The sequence below is a fragment of the Meridianimarinicoccus zhengii genome (assembly GCF_003254465.1).
Lineage (GTDB): Bacteria > Pseudomonadota > Alphaproteobacteria > Rhodobacterales > Rhodobacteraceae > Meridianimarinicoccus > Meridianimarinicoccus zhengii.
Genome location: NZ_QDFI01000086.1, coordinates 1 through 15,462 on the forward strand (window position 1 = coordinate 1; position 15,462 = coordinate 15,462).

A 15,462-nucleotide genomic window follows, 5' to 3' on the forward strand; every position below is an offset into this window, starting at 1 on the left:
CCGCTTCGAGCGCTGCCCGCAGGCGGGCGATCTCGGCGCCGGCTTCGTCCAACGCGGCGGCTGTCACGTCGTCTTCGCCCGGCGCGTCGGCCGCGGCCGCCTCAAGCGCCGCGATGCGGGCCTGTGCGGTCCCCAACGCCGTGCGCGTCGCCTGGTGCGCCACGCGCATCCGGGCGATGGCGGCTCCCAACCGCTGTTCCAGTTCCGACAAGCCCGCCATGTCGTCCATGCCACCCCCTGCTGCTGCCCGTCCGCGCCGGACCCACGCTATGGCGAATCCGGCCCTGCGCATCACACAGGACAAATCGCGCGGGAACAAGTCCCCCGGTGCCCCCCGCATGCCCGCGCGGCGGCCAAGCGCCGCCGTGGCGGCAGCTTGCACTTCCGGCCCCAGTTGTTAAGACGCTAACAGCCGGGCGAGCTGCCCGTGACCCGACACCCAGACCGGAGCCTGCCCCGTGACACTGACAGCCCTGCGCGACCGCGACCCCGACCATTGGCTGAAAGCCGCCGCCATCCGCACCCTGACGCTCGACGCCGTCGCGGGGGCCAATTCGGGCCATTCGGGCATGCCGATGGGTATGGCGGACGTCGCCACGGTGCTGTTCGAGAAGCACATGAATTTCGATGTCGCCAATCCCGACTGGCCGGACCGCGACCGGTTCATCCTGTCGGCGGGGCACGGGTCGATGCTGCTCTATTCGCTTCTGTACCTGACCGGGTCGCCGGACATGACGCTCGACCAGATCAAGGCGTTCCGCCAATGGGGGTCGATCACCGCGGGGCACCCGGAATTCGGCCATGCCATGGGGATCGAGACGACGACCGGCCCGCTGGGCCAGGGCATCGCGAACGCCGTGGGTTTCGCACTGGCCGAGGAAATGCTGCGCGCGCGCTTCGGCAAGAAGGTCGTGGACCACTACACATACTGCATCGCGGGCGACGGCTGCCTCATGGAAGGCGTCAGCCACGAGGCGATCGGACTGGCCGGGCGGCAGGAACTGTCGAAGCTGGTCGTGTTCTGGGACAACAACAGCATCACCATCGACGGCAAGGTGGACCTTGCCGACCGCACCGACCAGATCGCGCGGTTCAAGGCGGCAGGCTGGTCCGTGCATGAATGCGACGGGCACAACCCGGCGGATATCGACGATGCCATCAACGCGGCGAAGAAGACATCGAAGCCGTCGATGATCGCCTGCAAGACCCATATCGCCATCGGGTCGAGCGCGCAGGACACGTCGAAGGGCCACGGCGCACTGACCGATCCGGCGGTCGTCGACGCGACGAAGGCCGCCTATGGCGTGGACTGGCCCGCCTATCACGTCCCCGACGACATCAAGGCCCAGTGGGAAGCCATCGGCAGCCGCGGGCGCAGCGCACGCGCCGCATGGGAAAGCCGCCTTGCGACGCTGTCGGGCGCCAAACAGAAGGAATTCGCGCGCGTCATGGCGGGCGAGGTACCGTCCAAGCTTTCGGCCACGATCAAGGCGCTGAAGCGGCAACTGGCGGAAACGCAGCCCAAGCTGGCCACGCGAAAAGCATCAGAGAACGCGCTGGAGGTCATCAACGCGATCATGCCCGAACATGTGGGCGGCTCGGCGGACCTGACCGGTTCGAACAACACCAAGACCGGGGATATGGGCGTGCACGGGCCGGACAACCGCGCCGGGCGTTACCTTCATTTCGGGATCCGCGAACATGGCATGGCGGCGGCAATGAACGGCATGTCGCTGCACGGCGGCATCCGGCCCTATGGCGGGACGTTCCTGTGTTTCGCCGATTACGCGCGCGGCGCCATGCGCCTGTCGGCGCTGATGAAGCAGCCGGTCACCTATGTCATGAGCCATGACAGCATCGGGCTGGGCGAGGACGGACCGACCCACCAGCCGGTGGAACACCTGGCGATGCTGCGCGCCACGCCGAACATCAACGTGATCCGCCCCGCCGACGCGACCGAAACCGCCGAGGCGTGGGAAATCGCCCTGCAATCGACGGAAACGCCGACGGTGCTGGCGCTGTCGCGGCAGAACCTTCCGGCACTGCGGCACGAGTTCAAGGCGAAGAACCTGACCGCGCAGGGGGGCTACGTGCTGGCAGACGCCACGGGCAAGCGCGAGGCGCTGCTCATGGCCACGGGGTCCGAGGTGGCCATCGCCATGGAAGCCCGCGCGCTGCTGGAGGCCGAGGGCATCGGCACCCGTGTCGTGTCCATGCCCTGCTGGGAGCTGTTCGAGGCGCAGCCCGACAGCTATCGCCGCAAGGTTCTGCCTGCGGGCCCCGTCCGCGTCGCGGTCGAAGCGGCGATCCGCTTCGGCTGGGATCGCTGGCTTTATGGCGAACGCGGCAAGCGCGAGAAATCGGGTTTCGTCGGCATGCACGATTTCGGTGCCTCCGCGCCCGCCGAGCGGCTCTATGCCGAATTCGGCATCACCGCCGAAGCCGTGGCGACGAAGGCAAAGGCGCTGCTGGGCCGCGATTGAGCCGGCGTCTTTCGGCGGGGTATTTCGGAATTCCCTCTGGCATGGTGCGGCGATAACGTCGGGCCATGGACATCATCGTCATAACCGCAGTGATCGCCGGCCTTTTCGTGGTCATCGGACTTGCAGAGCCGCTGGCGGAACGTCTTCGGCTTCCGTTCAGCGTGATCCTTGCCGTGATCGGCGTGCTCATCGGTACGGGCGCGGGGCTTCTGCTGGCGACCACGCTTACGGATGCGCTGAACCCGGCGGCGCAGGCGATCCTGAATCTGCCGATCCGGTCCAACGTCTTCCTGTACGTTTTCCTGCCGACACTGCTGTTCCAGGTTACACTGGGCATGAACCTGCGTCGGATGCTGGACGACTGGGTGCCGATCCTCGTGCTGGCCGTGGTCGCCGTGGTCGTGGCGACGCTGTTCGTCGGTTTCGCGCTCAATGCCGTCTCGGCCCTGCCGCTGGCCGCCTGCCTGCTGATCGGGTCGATCGTGTCCACCACGGACCCGTCCGCGGTCGTCTCGATCTTCCGGTCGCTGGCGGCCCCCCGCAGGCTCGCGCGGATCATCGAAGGCGAAAGCCTCATGAACGATGCCGCCGCCATCGCGCTGTTCGGGCTGTTCATGGGCTATGTCATGGCCGGCGTGCCGAACCCGTCGCTTGCCGGGGCGATCCTGAACTTTCCGGTTCTGATGATCGGCGGCGCGATCACCGGGTGGCTGATCGCCCGTGCCACCTTGCGCCTGATGGCGGCGGTGGGGCGGTTCGACAGGGCGGTGATCTCGATCTCCGTGGCGCTGCCCTATGTCGCCTATATCGTCGGCGAACAGCTTGTCGGCGTGTCGGGGGTCATCGCCGTGCTGGGCGCGGGGCTGACACTGAACCTGATGGGGCCGGGCCGCCTGCCCCCCCAGACCTGGCAAAACCTGCGCGAGGTCTGGGACCTGCTTGCCCATTGGGCGGGGGCGCTGATCTTCATCCTTGCCGCCTTGCTGGTCCCGCGGTTTCTCAGCGACGTGGACGTGTCCGATCTCGGGCTGATCGCAGTCGTGACGCTCGCGGCCTTCGCGGCGCGGGCGGTTATCCTGTTCGGGCTCATGCCCGCGCTGACGCTGACCGGCGCATCGCCGCAGGTCGACCGGCCCTTCCGCATCGCGATCCTGTGGGGCGGCTTGCGCGGCGCGGTGACGCTGGCGCTGGCGCTGGCCGTCACCGAAAGCTTCCGCGTGCCGGTGGAGATCAAGCGCGAGGTCGCGATCCTTGCCACCGGCTTCACGCTGTTCACCGTCATCGTGCAGGGGTCGTCCCTGCGCTGGGTGATCGGCCGGCTGGGGCTTGACCGGCTTTCGCCGCTCGATGCCGCCCTGTCGCAGCAGGTCATCGCCGTGGCGCTCCAGGAGGTGCGGGAAGACATGGCCCGCGTGGCCGAGAACTACGGGCTGACCCGCGAAACCACACGATCCGAGGCGAAGCGCTTCGCAGAACGGCTCGACGCCGCCGTGTCCGGGGCGGAGGACGCAGAGGAAATCCTCGACCGCGACCGGGTCACGCTGGGGCTGATTGCGCTGGCGGGGGCGGAACGCGACCTCATCATCGAACGGTTCCGCGAACGCGCGGTGTCGGCGCGGCTGTCCGACCGCATCCTGTCGCAGGCGGACAAGCTGATCGAGGCAACGCGCAGCGGCGGGCGACTGGGGTATCTGCGCGCGGCGCGGGCGGGCACGTGGCGCGGGCGGCAATTCCGCGTCGCCGTGTGGCTTCACAACCGTCTGGGATACTCGCGCCTGCTCGCGCGGCTTACGGCGGACAATTTCGAAACCCTGCTCGCACGGCAACTGATCCTCAAGGATCTGCACGGCTTCATCGACAACCGCATCCGCCGCATCCATGGCCGCCGCGTCGCGGACCTGCTGCACGATCTGCTGGACCGGCGCGTGGAGGAAGTCGACCAGGCCATCGAGGGCCTGCGCTTGCAATATCCCGGCTATGCCGAAGAATTGGAACGCCGCTTCATCCGCCGCACCGCATTGCGGCTGGAGGAGCGCGAATACACCACCATGCGCGAGGACGGGCTGATCGGGGCGGAACTGTACCAGAGCCTGATCGCCGAAATCGCGCAGCGCCGTGCCCGTGCCGAACGCCGCCCGCGTCTTGACCTGCGGCTGCCCAAGGCGGACCTGATGCGCCAGTCGCCGCTCTTTGCCGATCTCGACGACAGGACCCTGCGCCGGGTCGCGCGCGCGCTGCGCACGCGCTATTGCGCGCCGGGCGAGCGGGTGATCCGCCGCGACAGCCCGGCGCGCAGCGTGTTCTTCATCGCCTCGGGCGCCGTGGAAATGGACCTGCCCGGCGGTCCCGTCCGGATGGGCCGGGGCGAGATGTTCGGACAGGTCGCTATCCTGCTGCGCAAGCCACGCCGGACCGAGGTTCGGGCCATCGCGCCCTCCACGCTGCTGGTGCTGGACGAGGCACGTTTCCTGAAACTGCTGCGCGCCAGCCCGCGGCTGCAACAGGCCGTGCGCGACAGCGCGCCCGCGCGCGGGGCCGATCCCGAGGCGCTGCTGGCCGATTTCGGGATCGAAACGGCCGCCTGAACGCGGCTCAGATCAGCGCGAACCGGTCCACGTCCACCATGCCGTGATCGGTGATCTTCAGATGCGGGATCACCGGCAGGCAAAGAAAGGCCAGTTGCAGGAACGGTTCTTCCAGCGTCACACCCAGCGACCGGGCCGCCGCGCGCAGGTCGGTCAGTGCCGCGCGGACCTCTTCGAACGTGCCCAGACTCATGAGCCCCGCCAAGGGCAATGCCAGTTCGGCTAGGACTTCCCCGCCTGACACGACGACGAACCCGCCTTCGATCTCGCCCAGCCGCGTCGCGGCGCGCGCCATGTCGCCGTAATCCACGCCCACCACCGCTATGTTGTGATGGTCGTGACAGACCGTTGACGCGATGGCCCCCTGCCCGATCCCGAAGCCGCGCACGAACCCCGTGGCGATGTTGCCGTTGCGCCCGTGCCGTTCGATCACCGCGATGCGTGCCAGATCCCGTGCAGGGTCCGGCCTGCGGTCGCCATCGGTCGGGGGCATATCGGCTGACCCGTGTTCGGTCAGGATCTTGCCCGGCCAGATGCCGATCACTGGCACGCTGTCGCCATCGCCGCCCGGATACGCGAAATCCGCCGCGCTGACCGCAGGTGCCTTGACGCTGTTGCGGGCGACCGGCTCCACATGAGGCCGGGCGGCGAAGCCGGCATCATCGGCGACAACGCCGCCGCACAGCACCATCGCAGCACGGCACGCGGCCAGATCGTCCAGCACCACGATGTCCGCGCGCTTGCCCGGCGCGATCTGCCCGCGATCCTTCAGCCCGAAAGCTTCCGCCCCCGACAGGGACGCGGCGCGATAGACCGCAAGCGGCTCGCAGCCCGACGCGATCAGCGTGCGGATCATGTAATCCAGATGCCCGTGTTCCCCGATATCCAGCGGGTTGCGGTCATCGGTGCACAGGCACATGTAGGGCGCTGTCAACGGCGTCAGAAGCGGCGCAAGGGCGGCCAGATCCTTGCTGACCGATCCTTCGCGGATCAGGATGCGCAGCCCTTTCTGCAGCTTTTCGCGCGCTTCGGCAGAGGTCGTTGCCTCGTGCTCCGTGCGGATGCCCGCGCTGCAATAGGCGTTCAGATCGCGGCCCGACAGAAGCGGTGCATGGCCGTCGATATGCCGTCCGGCAAAGGCCGACAGCTTGGCCATGCAGCCCGGATCGCGATGGATCACGCCCGGATAGTTCATGAACTCCGCCAGCCCGATCACCCGCGGATGATCCGCCAGCGGAATCAGGTCATCGACCCCCAGCGCCGCCCCGGCGGTTTCCATGTGCGTCGAGGGCACGCAGGAAGACAGGTTCACCCGGATATCCAGGAGCGTGCAGGCCGAGGCATCGAGAAAATAGCGGATGCCGTTGAGCCCGGCGACATTGGCGATCTCGTGCGGGTCGCAGATCGCCGTGGTCACCCCGCGCGGTGCGACGCAGCGGTCGAATTCGAACGGGGTGATGCAACTGCTTTCGATGTGCAGATGCGTGTCGATGAAACCGGGCACGAGCGTCTGGCCGGTCACGTCGATCACCCGCATGCCATCGTATTCGGCCCCGATCCCGACGATCGTGTCGCCGCAAATCGCCACATCGCCCGGGATCATGTCCCCGGTCACGACGCACAGGACCTGTCCGCCGCGCAACACCAGATCGGCGGGCGTGTCTCCGCGGGCCTGCGCGATGCGATCTTCGAGTGTCATGGCCGCTCCCCGTGATTTGCAGGCGCAGCATCGGTCAGACTGGGCCGGACGGCAAGCCCCGCCACCGGCCAAAGCCCCAAGGAAAGGGCCGCCCCCTGTTCAGGAACGGCCCGCAACGTATTGAAAACAAGAATTGTACTATTGACGGCCGATGCTGCGCAGCACGCGATCCAGTTGGATGCCCTGCTCGCTGCCGATCCCCGGCGCGTTGCTGACCGCGTTGTAATACGCGGTCGGGTCGTAGCTGACCACCGGCAGGTCAAGGAAATCGACGGTCAACCGCCCCATGGAGGACAAAAGCCCGTAGACCGCGCGCTGTTCCTGCGCGCTGGCGTCGATCCGGCTGGCCTGCGCATCGAGCAGGTCCTGTTCCGCGTCAAGCACGTCGAGCGTGGTCCGCGCGCCGAGCGTCGCTTCCTCCCGCGTGCCGTCGAAGGCGATCTGCGCTGCCTCGATCTGACGATCTGTTGCGGTCAGGCGTGCCCGCGCCACGTCGCGCACGGCCCATGACCGGCCCACCAGTTCGGAAATCTCGGCAGTCGTCCGCAGAAGCTGCGCACGGGAATTGTCCCGGTTGGCCTTGGTCCGCCGGAAGACCGAGTTGAGCGCACCGCCCTGGTAGATCGGGCCGCTCAGGGTCAGGGCCACGCTGGCCGATCCGCTCAGATCCGCCCCACCGAACGTGTCGTCGGTCCCGGAATAGCCGGCACTGGCCTGTGCGCGCAGGCTCGGCAGCACGGCGGCCTCGGCGGCGGCGACGTTGAGTTCGTTGACCTGGACCTGTCGTTGCGCCTGCCGGATACGCGGGTGGCCGCGCAGGGCGATCTCGCGCGCTTCGGCCTCGGTCGGCGCCGTGGCGGGCAGTGGCGGCGGTGGTGCCAGCACACCGGGATAACGCCCGACTTCGAGGTTATAAAGCTCGCGCGCCGTTTCCAGATCGCCCTCGGCCGCCACGAGATCGGCCTCGGCCTGCGCAAGCCGGGCCTCGGCCTGCGCCACGTCCGTGCGCGTGACTTCGCCAACTTCGAAACGGTCGCGGGCGGCGCGGACCTCTTCCTCGAGCACGCGCACCGAATTCTGCCGGATCTCCACCGTCTCGACAGCCGCGAACACCGTCATGTAGACATCGACGGCCGCGAACAGAACCGACTGTTCCTGCGCCACGAGCGCTTCGCGCGCAGCCAGCACCGCTTCCTTCGCCGCATCGAGCGACAGCCGATTGCGCCCACCGGTATAGATGTCGAGTTCCGAGACAAGCTCCAGCGTGGTGGAAAAGCTGTCGCGCAACCGGGTCACGCCGGGATCTTCCAGGTAGGTGTAGCTTTCACTGAACTGGTAGCCCAACGTCGGGCGCAGCGCGGCCACGGCGCCGGCTACGTCTTCGTCCGCCGCGCGCAGCAGCGCACGGCTCTGTTCCAGCAGGTCGCTGTTGTTGTAAGCCGAAACCAGCGCGTCGGTCAGCGTCTCCGCCCGCGCCTGCCCGGACATCGCCGCCATGCCCAGTGCTGCGCCTGTCAGGATGCCGGTCGCAAGCCCGGCCAGCCCGCGCATCCGTGTCGCCGTTCGATTCACGCCATCATTCCTTTGCCCGCCATGCCCGTCCACGGCACGAAACCGCCCCGCAACATCTTCAAAACACGAAATCGGCCGATTTGCGGAACCCCGGCAGGACCGGTGCACCGGCGTTGAAATCGAACCGCCACGTCACCCTGCCACCAGTCTTATACCCAATCCGCACCGCGCCAAGGGCACCTTCGGCAAAGAGTGCGGCAATCCGGCCACCATCCTTGAGCTGTGCCAGAATTGCATCACCGATCTCTTCCACGGCCCCTTCGATCAGGATCGCGTCGTAGGGCCCGTGCTGCGGCGCCCCGTCCGCCATCGGGCCATGCACCACGGCGACGGTGTGCACCTGCTCCGCGGCCAGCGTCCGTTCGGCCTCGGCCGCCATTTCCGCGTCTTCTTCCACCGCGACCACCGCCGCCGCCATGCGCGCGATCACCGCCGCGCCATAGCCCAGCCCGGCACCGACATGGAGCACGAGGTCCTGCGGACCCAGCGCCAGCGCGTCGAGCATCTTGGCCAGCGTCCGCGGTTCCAGCATCACCCGGTCCGGCCCGAGCGGCAGGTTTTCCCCCATGTACGCGGCTTCGACGCGCTCGGCCGGGACATATGTTTCGCGCGGCACGGACAGCATGGCATCGATGATCGGATAACGCGTGACGTCCGACGGCCGGACCTGCGTATCGACCATCATCAGACGGCGTTTGGCGAAATCGGGCATGATGGGTCAATCCCTGGCTGGATGCGATGCACGGGAAGTGCCACGAAAGCGCGAAGTCGGCAACCGCAAGCGACATCCGCGCGACCAATCGCCCGAAGCCGCTTGCACGGGCGCGCGCCGTCCGCTAACACGCGGTTCACCACGGCGGCGAGTTGGCGGAGTGGTGACGCAGCGGATTGCAAATCCGTGGATCCTGATCGCCAAAAATTTATTTAAATCGCAATTCTAGACCCATTTAATTGGGGTCTCAAACTGTGCGAAAATGCGCGGAACAGGTCATGAACCTGCGAAAGTCGCCCGCGCGGCCACACGGGTTTTCTGCGGTGGCCGCCACGCATGGCGTCGGAAGATGGGGAACAGATGCCGGATAAATTGGAAGAGCTGCAGGCGCGCATCGAGAAGCTCGAGAGCGAACTTGACGATGTGCGACGCATGCTGGCCGAGGTCGGAGACGCCCTGGGCAGCGAGGACCTTTTCGCGGCGTCGCTGGCGCTCGCGTCCGCTGGCCCGGAACTCGATCTTCCGGAAGACTGATGCGCCTCGCATCGGCAGCTCGTTAATCCGGTGCGGGCTGCGCTTCCGCGATCAACCTAAGGAATTCGTCGCGCCCGATTTCGGTCATCTGGGCTTCATACATGCGCATCGGCATCGGAATGACACCGGGCGGACGGTTGTCGTTGTCGGGAATGGTAACGCGCCGAACATCGAGGATCTTCATGGCGACTCCTTCTCGGCCGAGAGGCCGGTGATAAGGCCTTCGGGCGTCAGCCGGTGCACGACCTCTGTGACGACCCATGCACCATTCACGCCCGGGCGGAACGCTGCGAGCTGAAGGGTCGCCTCTGCGCCGATGGTGGGCCTGCCGGGCATCTGCAGCTCTAGCCGCTGCGCCCCTCGAGCGGCGCTACGCAGGGCGGCATTCGCGGCCGCCTGGGCCGATGCCTCGGTCGGGAATGTCTGCCGCAGCCGACGGACGGGCTCACCCTCGCCGGCCGTGACTTCGACGTCGACGGCCCCCGCGCGATCGCGCCAGACGGCGATCACCGATCCTTCCGCATCGCGCCGCGCCAGCTCGACGCGCCAGCTGGTGACCTGCTGGGGCGTGATCGGCAGCGACGGCAGCGGAAGGCCGGTCACGCTCAGCCCGGCCGCGCGCCGCACGACCGCCAGCGCGCCGCCCGCGGGCTTCGCCAGAGCGTCATACAGACGGGCGACGCGGGTCAGCAGGCCCATATCGCTTTCGTCGAGCTGATCGATATGCGGCAGCTCGATGTCCGCAAGTTCCGACGCGACGGCGGGGCGCAACCCGTGTTCGGTGGCGATCGTTGCGACCAGGTCGCCCAGCGCGGTGCCTGCGGGCCACGAACGTGACTTCTGATCGGTCAGAGCGCTGCGTCCGCCGTCGGACGCGCCCTGGACGCTCGCGGTCGCCCGGATCGTCATCGTCCCGGGCGGGCCCGACAGCTCGATCTCGTCGGCGATGAATTCGCCCATGGGCACCATGCCAGTCAGGTAGCCCAGCGCGCAGGTTATGATGGCGCCTCGGCGCGGAATTGCGATCGGAGCGCGCGCATCATCGGCCAGCGTGATCTCGAGGACGTCGGACGTGAAGCCCGGCGCGTCGCGAATCGTCATCGACAAGAGTCGCGGTGTGACGACGCTGGTAATATCGGCGCCACCGACGACGAGCTGGAACGCGGGCAGCCAGGTCATGACCAGAGACGCACGACAGGGTTCGGATCGGCCGCGTCGACCACCGGCAAGGCGATCCGCGTCCCTTCCGGCAGGATGATGTCGAGGTCGGCAAGGTTTCGGTTGGCCTCGAGTACGCGGACGAGCAATCCCTGATCCTGTCGCCCATAGTGGTGGCGGATGATTTCGTCGAGGACCTCGCCCTCCCTAGAACGGTAATAGACCACGCAAGCCTCCATCGAACCGGCGCAGGCGCAAGGTAAAGTCCTGGCGTTTGGGGGCACCGCCGCGGTCGAACACGGTCTGCTCTTCGGTCACCGACAGGATCACGAAGGTCCCGAGGACACGCCCGGCGCCCGAGATCAGCGGCAGCGGTAGTGACGCGAGGCCAAGGCGGCGCATGCGCTCGATCTGGCCGAACCCGCCCCGGTGATGGGGATAGATGACGCCGGACAGGTCGCGGGTCTGGTCGAAGCCGGTGAACTGCAGCGCGGGGCGCGATCCGATCTGGCCCTGTTCGCGCCAGTCGAAGGTGTCCACCTGCATCGAGGATCCATAGGCGGCCGTGTCGATCGAGAAGCGGAACGGTCCGAGTGCGAGCATCGTATCACTCATACTGCCCTGCCCCGCTCATGGTGTCGTAGAGCGCGCGGCGGCTTTCCTGCTTTGCCCGGCGCATGATCTCTGTCGCGATGTCCGCCGCGCTGCGTTCACGGGTCGTCGCGGTGATGTTGAACGTCTGGTGAATGACGGTCTGCGAAGAGGGCGCGACCTGGTCCGCGGCGCCATCCTGTGACCCGTTCAGGATGTCGCGCGTGGCCCGCGCGTCGGCGATGTAACCAGCGCGCGATTCGTACCGGAGTTCCGGACCGTCCTCGCCGACCAGCACCGCGCCTGGACGGAACGGGCCACCCTTGGCGCGCGCTTGGACTCTCGACCCCGATCCAGTTGCGACAGTTCCCTCGTCGCCGGTGCCGACAGCAGGCGGCGGGCGGTTCTCAAGCCGGACGGCAGAGCTGCCGCTGGCAGGGGTCACGCCGATCTCGTTGAGCGCCTCGGCGCCAGCACCGATGACGAAGCCGAGCGCGTCCGTGACCGGCTTTATCTTTTCCAGCAGCCAGTCCAGCTTGCCGGCCATCCAGTCAAAGATTGCTTGTGCGGTCTCCTTCACCGTGTCCCAGTTGTTCGCGATCGTCAGAACCGCCGCCCCTGCGAGCACGAGAGCGATCCCCAGTGGCGTCGACGCGAAGACGGCCCCGATGAAGCGAGCGCCAAAGAAGATGCCCGCCGCCTCGACCAGGTTGTCGAAACCGCCGGCAAGTTCCGCGGCCCCTGACACGACCTCGCCGATCACGGTCGCGACACTCCCAAGTCCTTCGGCTATCTCGCCGAGCTTGGGAATCGTGTCTTCGACCGCGCTGGCAAGGCCTTCGGCGAACGCGACGACATCTTCGCGGTTGTCCTGCAGATAATCACTGAGCCGCGTCATGACGTCCGTAATGACTGGCATCAGTTCCGCGCCAAACGTGTTCTTCAGACCCTGCAGTGTCATCTGCATGTCTAGAAGCCCGTCCTGAAACGCCTCGCTGTCCTCGAGCGCCTCCTTGCCCAGCACATTGCCGGTGCGCCGCGCGTCCTCCGCAAGCGCCGCCATCCCTGCCGACCCCTCGCGCAGCAGGTTGGTCATCTTGATGCCCGAGCGCGAGAAAAGGTCCGACGCCAAGGCAGCGCGTTCGGAGGGATTCTCGATGTCCTTCATGGCGTCGGCCACGACGGCGAGCGCCTCCTCCGGCTTCATCTTGACGAGGTCGTCGACGCTCAGGCCAAGCGCCTCAATGGCACCCTTTGCCTGCCCGCCGCCTTCGGCCGCTTCACCCAGGCGCTTGGTGAAAGCGACCATGGATCGTTGCAGTGTTGTCGCCCCGACGCCTGTGCGTTCGGCGGCATAGCTGAGTTCTTGGTAAGCGTCCGTCGCGACGCCGATCGCGCGTGCGTTCTTCGCGATCTCGTCGCCAGCGGCGGCGGTGCTGGCCGCTACACCGAAGACGGCAGCGCCGGCCGCGCCGATGACGACGGCCGACTGCCGCGCGGCCTGTCCGATGCTGCGAATGCCGCGCTGCGCTGCGCCGATCGTGCGTCCAAAGCTCGGCGAGAGGGCCGAGCCGATGGTGATCGTCGCGTCAAGGCGCTGTCGCTTTGCCATGTTTCAGCCCCTCACACCACCAGATCAGCTCATCGACCGTCATCCCGGAGATCTCGGCCAGCGACCATCCGGTGACCGATGCGAGCCTTAGCGTCCCCGCCCGGATTTCCTCGGGCGAGGGCTCATAAAAGCCTTGAGGGCCTCCTGCAGCTTCCCGTAGTCGGCGATGTCGACCTGGTCGAGCTCGTCTTCCGTGATCTCGAGAAGGTTCCGCAGCAGGATGAGCTCCTTGCGCGCGCTGTCGCCGGCGCTTTGTTCCTGCGCGACCCGGATGTCGATCACGCGGGGGCGCCGCATGGTCAGGATTTGCACCTCGGTGCCACCTACGGAAATGGGCCAATCCAGGTCGATCTTGGCGTCACGTGTCATGATCAGATACCCAGCGCCACGCGTTGTGCCTCGAGCTGATCGACGCCGTTGATCCGGCGGATCATGTTCTCGGTGTCGATCAGGCGCAGCTCGACGCCGTCGTGGATTTCCTCGAACCGCGTGACGCGCATGGTGAAGGTCACCGTAGGCTTCTGGCCCGGCTGCCACGTGCCCTGGTCGAGGGACGTCACCTTGCCGCGCAACCGGTGCACGATGGCGCGCACCGTGCCGTCGGCGCTCTCCAGGGCGCCCCGTGCGGTGACCGGCAGTGTTGCGCCCTGGGTCAGCCCCCACGCGGCCAGTGCCGTCGCCTCCATGGAGATCAGCGCGAAACTTGCGGTCATCGCCTCCTGGCCCATCTCGATGGGCTCGGGCGTATCGAGGCCGCCTGCCCGGTACTCCTCGATCTGCAGCGTCATCACCGGCGGGGTGTATTCGTCGATCCGGCCGGCGTAGCCGCGGCCGTCGATGAACAGATTGAGGTTCTTCAGAACGTCGCGCGCAGCCATCAGCTGAATACCTCCGCGATGTAGTCGTCATTGATCTCCGACCGGAACGTGATGTGCTCGGCCGGCGTGGGCGGGCGGAAGTCGAAATTGAAGAACACCTTGCCCTGCGCGATGTTCTGCGGCGTGTTCAGGTCGGGGTCGGGCCAGCACGTGCCGCCGAGGATCGCACCCTGCGCCTGCAGCGATGCGAGATAGGCGTTCACCCCTTCGGTCACGTCCTCGACGTACGTCTTGGTGATGTTCCGGTCGACGGCCCACAGATGGGCGCGCTGCAGGCTGTCTGCGATCAGGTCGGCCGTGCGCCGAACGGACAGGAACGCGAACTTGGGGTCGGCCGACGTGGTCCGGTTGCCCCATAGCCGGAAGCCGCTCTCGCGGATGATCGTGGTGACCTCCCGCTCGTTCAGCAGGTTGGCCCGGGAGTTGATGTCGCCCAGCTTGAAGTCGATCGGGCGCGCGGTACCAACGATGCCGTTGATGGCCTTGTTCGACGGCGAGTGCCAGAAACCCTGCTCCGCATCGGTGCGGGCGATGATGCCCGCAACCCTCGCGCTGGCGGGCTCGGTGACGATCACGCCGTCGCGCGACACCTTCACGAAGGGATCGATCACGTACACCCGGTCGCTGCCCCAGTCGCCACGATAGGCGATCGCATCGGCGTCGATCGTGCTCGGGCCGTCGGCGACGATGACCGCGCGCAAACGTTCGGCGATACCGACCATTTCGGCCACGACCGCGTTCGCGGTGCCGTCGCGCTGATGGGTCCAGCCCGTGGCGCACAGGATGCGGGGCTGAACGCCCAGCGCGCCCTCGGCCGCCAGCAGCGCGTGCACGCCTTCGAGGTTCCCGGTGCCGGTGTTCACGCCGCCAATGACGTTGGCGGTCGTTGCGGGGTCGTCCGCACCCTCGGCGACGCGCACGACGACGACGGCCGCGCCGCCCTGGTCGAAGATGCCGTCCAGCGCCGCGGGCAGCGTGCCGGTGTCGCCCAGCGCTGCGGCCTCGCGCCGACTTCCCGCGACCAGCACGGGGGTGTTGACCGGAAAGGGCTCGTCGGACCCGCCCGCGAGGCGCGTGCGGATGCTTGGCGCAAGAATCCCCGAGCCGTCCGATCCGGCGGCATTCGTGACGGTGACGAGCGCGGCCGCGTCGACGTCGCCCGCGATCGCGCCGCTCACTTCGTCCGCAGTGCTGTCGGGGGCGCCGGTGCCGTCCGTGCCCAGGGTGACGGTGATGTCGGTGCCAGTCACGCTGACGGCGAGCGTTTGCGAGGCGGTCGCGGGATTGACCACGGTGATGGCGATGCCGTTGCCGTCCGCACCAGCCGTCACGGCCGTGACGGTCAATCCGCTGTTGGCCGCCACAAGCCCCAGCGCCAGGCTGGCTGCGGTGGCGCCTGCTGCCCCCGGCGCCGTGCCCACGATGCCGATCACCGACGATCGCAGCGTGCGGATCGGGCGCGGGCCGGTGGTCAGTTCGATCACCTCCACACCGTGCAGGAACGTCTCGGCCATGTCTCACTCCTGGTTGTCTTTCCGCGATCATGCCAGCGCCACCGGAGCCTCGCCTCTGGCGCTAGGGCCAGTAGGCGGGATCGGTGAAATCGGCGGGCACGCCGGGGCCGTCGGCCCAGGCCCA

Annotated in this window: 15 protein-coding genes; 3 read left to right on the top strand and 12 right to left on the bottom strand. The window is 67.4% G+C overall.

The annotated features are described in order from the left end of the window. Positions 1 to 229 (bottom strand): hypothetical protein (locus tag DDE13_RS19230; RefSeq protein WP_162631099.1); only part of this gene is annotated, 229 nt, incomplete at its 3' end. A 229-nt stretch (positions 230 to 458) separates the two neighbouring features. Here DDE13_RS19230 and tkt point away from each other — a divergent pair. Together tkt and DDE13_RS19240 are read left to right on the top strand one after the other, a co-directional pair. Further along, positions 459 to 2,483: a transketolase gene (tkt, locus tag DDE13_RS19235; RefSeq protein WP_111405858.1), complete on the top strand. Its 2,025-nt coding sequence runs from the start codon at positions 459 to 461 to the stop codon at positions 2,481 to 2,483. Positions 2,484 to 2,548: 65 nt separating this feature from the next. Beyond that, positions 2,549 to 5,068, top strand: a complete 2,520-nt coding sequence (locus DDE13_RS19240) for a cation:proton antiporter (protein WP_111405859.1) — start codon at positions 2,549 to 2,551, stop codon at positions 5,066 to 5,068. A 7-nt stretch (positions 5,069 to 5,075) separates the two neighbouring features. Here the strand turns inward: DDE13_RS19240 and ade are convergent, their stop codons facing one another. From ade to DDE13_RS19255, 3 genes are all read right to left on the bottom strand, one after another. Continuing rightward, a complete protein-coding gene (gene ade, locus DDE13_RS19245; protein WP_111405860.1) occupies positions 5,076 to 6,767 on the bottom strand; it encodes an adenine deaminase in 1,692 nt (563 codons plus the stop codon). A gap of 138 nt (positions 6,768 to 6,905) precedes the next feature. Next, positions 6,906 to 8,339, bottom strand: coding sequence for a TolC family outer membrane protein (locus DDE13_RS19250; RefSeq protein WP_328587856.1), 1,434 nt, complete (start codon positions 8,337 to 8,339; stop codon positions 6,906 to 6,908). Between the two features lie 58 nt (positions 8,340 to 8,397). After that, positions 8,398 to 9,051 (bottom strand): protein-L-isoaspartate O-methyltransferase family protein, encoded by a 654-nt coding sequence (locus tag DDE13_RS19255; RefSeq protein ID WP_111405862.1) that lies wholly within the window; start codon positions 9,049 to 9,051, stop codon positions 8,398 to 8,400. Positions 9,052 to 9,387: 336 nt separating this feature from the next. Between DDE13_RS19255 and DDE13_RS19260 the strand changes: the two genes are divergently transcribed. Further along, positions 9,388 to 9,585, top strand: a complete 198-nt coding sequence (locus DDE13_RS19260; RefSeq protein ID WP_111405863.1) for a hypothetical protein — start codon at positions 9,388 to 9,390, stop codon at positions 9,583 to 9,585. A 22-nt stretch (positions 9,586 to 9,607) separates the two neighbouring features. Here DDE13_RS19260 and DDE13_RS23015 read toward each other — a convergent pair whose 3' ends face one another. The 8 genes from DDE13_RS23015 to DDE13_RS19295 form a co-directional block, all read right to left on the bottom strand. Further along, on the bottom strand, positions 9,608 to 9,769 hold the full coding sequence (locus DDE13_RS23015; RefSeq protein ID WP_162631100.1) for a hypothetical protein: 162 nt from the start codon (positions 9,767 to 9,769) through the stop codon (positions 9,608 to 9,610). Beyond that, a complete protein-coding gene (locus DDE13_RS19265; RefSeq protein WP_111405864.1) occupies positions 9,766 to 10,764 on the bottom strand; it encodes a contractile injection system protein, VgrG/Pvc8 family in 999 nt (332 codons plus the stop codon). Before DDE13_RS19265 ends, DDE13_RS23015 begins: the two co-directional genes overlap by 4 nt. Beyond that, positions 10,761 to 10,970 (bottom strand): tail protein X, encoded by a 210-nt coding sequence (locus tag DDE13_RS19270; protein ID WP_235868781.1) that lies wholly within the window; start codon positions 10,968 to 10,970, stop codon positions 10,761 to 10,763. Before DDE13_RS19270 ends, DDE13_RS19265 begins: the two co-directional genes overlap by 4 nt. After that, positions 10,951 to 11,358, bottom strand: a complete 408-nt coding sequence (locus tag DDE13_RS19275; protein WP_111405866.1) for a phage tail protein — start codon at positions 11,356 to 11,358, stop codon at positions 10,951 to 10,953. Before DDE13_RS19275 ends, DDE13_RS19270 begins: the two co-directional genes overlap by 20 nt. Continuing rightward, complete coding sequence (locus tag DDE13_RS19280; protein WP_111405867.1) at positions 11,351 to 12,946, bottom strand: hypothetical protein; 1,596 nt, start codon at positions 12,944 to 12,946, stop codon at positions 11,351 to 11,353. Before DDE13_RS19280 ends, DDE13_RS19275 begins: the two co-directional genes overlap by 8 nt. Before the next feature lie 87 nt (positions 12,947 to 13,033). After that, positions 13,034 to 13,315 (bottom strand): phage tail assembly protein, encoded by a 282-nt coding sequence (locus tag DDE13_RS19285; RefSeq protein WP_111405868.1) that lies wholly within the window; start codon positions 13,313 to 13,315, stop codon positions 13,034 to 13,036. Between the two features lie 2 nt (positions 13,316 to 13,317). Beyond that, complete coding sequence (locus DDE13_RS19290) at positions 13,318 to 13,824, bottom strand: phage major tail tube protein (RefSeq protein WP_111405869.1); 507 nt, start codon at positions 13,822 to 13,824, stop codon at positions 13,318 to 13,320. Then, positions 13,824 to 15,338, bottom strand: a complete 1,515-nt coding sequence (locus tag DDE13_RS19295; RefSeq protein WP_111405870.1) for a phage tail sheath subtilisin-like domain-containing protein — start codon at positions 15,336 to 15,338, stop codon at positions 13,824 to 13,826. The genes DDE13_RS19290 and DDE13_RS19295 overlap by 1 nt, the downstream gene beginning before the upstream one ends. Between the last annotated feature and the right edge of the window lie 124 nt (positions 15,339 to 15,462).

Bases quoted from the DNA above. Each gene is read 5' to 3' on its own strand.
- DDE13_RS19260 (WP_111405863.1), top strand. From the start codon at position 9,388: ATGGCGTCGGAAGATGGGGAACAGATGCCGGATAAATTGGAAGAGCTG.
- DDE13_RS19255 (WP_111405862.1), bottom strand. From the start codon at position 9,051: ATGCCCGATTTCGCCAAACGCCGTCTGATGATGGTCGATACGCAGGTC.
- DDE13_RS19240 (WP_111405859.1), top strand. From the start codon at position 2,549: ATGGACATCATCGTCATAACCGCAGTGATCGCCGGCCTTTTCGTGGTC.
- DDE13_RS19280 (WP_111405867.1), bottom strand. From the start codon at position 12,946: ATGGCAAAGCGACAGCGCCTTGACGCGACGATCACCATCGGCTCGGCC.
- DDE13_RS23015 (WP_162631100.1), bottom strand. From the start codon at position 9,769: ATGAAGATCCTCGATGTTCGGCGCGTTACCATTCCCGACAACGACAAC.
- DDE13_RS19275 (WP_111405866.1), bottom strand. From the start codon at position 11,358: ATGAGTGATACGATGCTCGCACTCGGACCGTTCCGCTTCTCGATCGAC.
- DDE13_RS19285 (WP_111405868.1), bottom strand. From the start codon at position 13,315: ATGACACGTGACGCCAAGATCGACCTGGATTGGCCCATTTCCGTAGGT.
- DDE13_RS19265 (WP_111405864.1), bottom strand. From the start codon at position 10,764: ATGACCTGGCTGCCCGCGTTCCAGCTCGTCGTCGGTGGCGCCGATATT.
- DDE13_RS19295 (WP_111405870.1), bottom strand. From the start codon at position 15,338: ATGGCCGAGACGTTCCTGCACGGTGTGGAGGTGATCGAACTGACCACC.
- DDE13_RS19290 (WP_111405869.1), bottom strand. From the start codon at position 13,824: ATGGCTGCGCGCGACGTTCTGAAGAACCTCAATCTGTTCATCGACGGC.
- ade (WP_111405860.1), bottom strand. From the start codon at position 6,767: ATGACACTCGAAGATCGCATCGCGCAGGCCCGCGGAGACACGCCCGCC.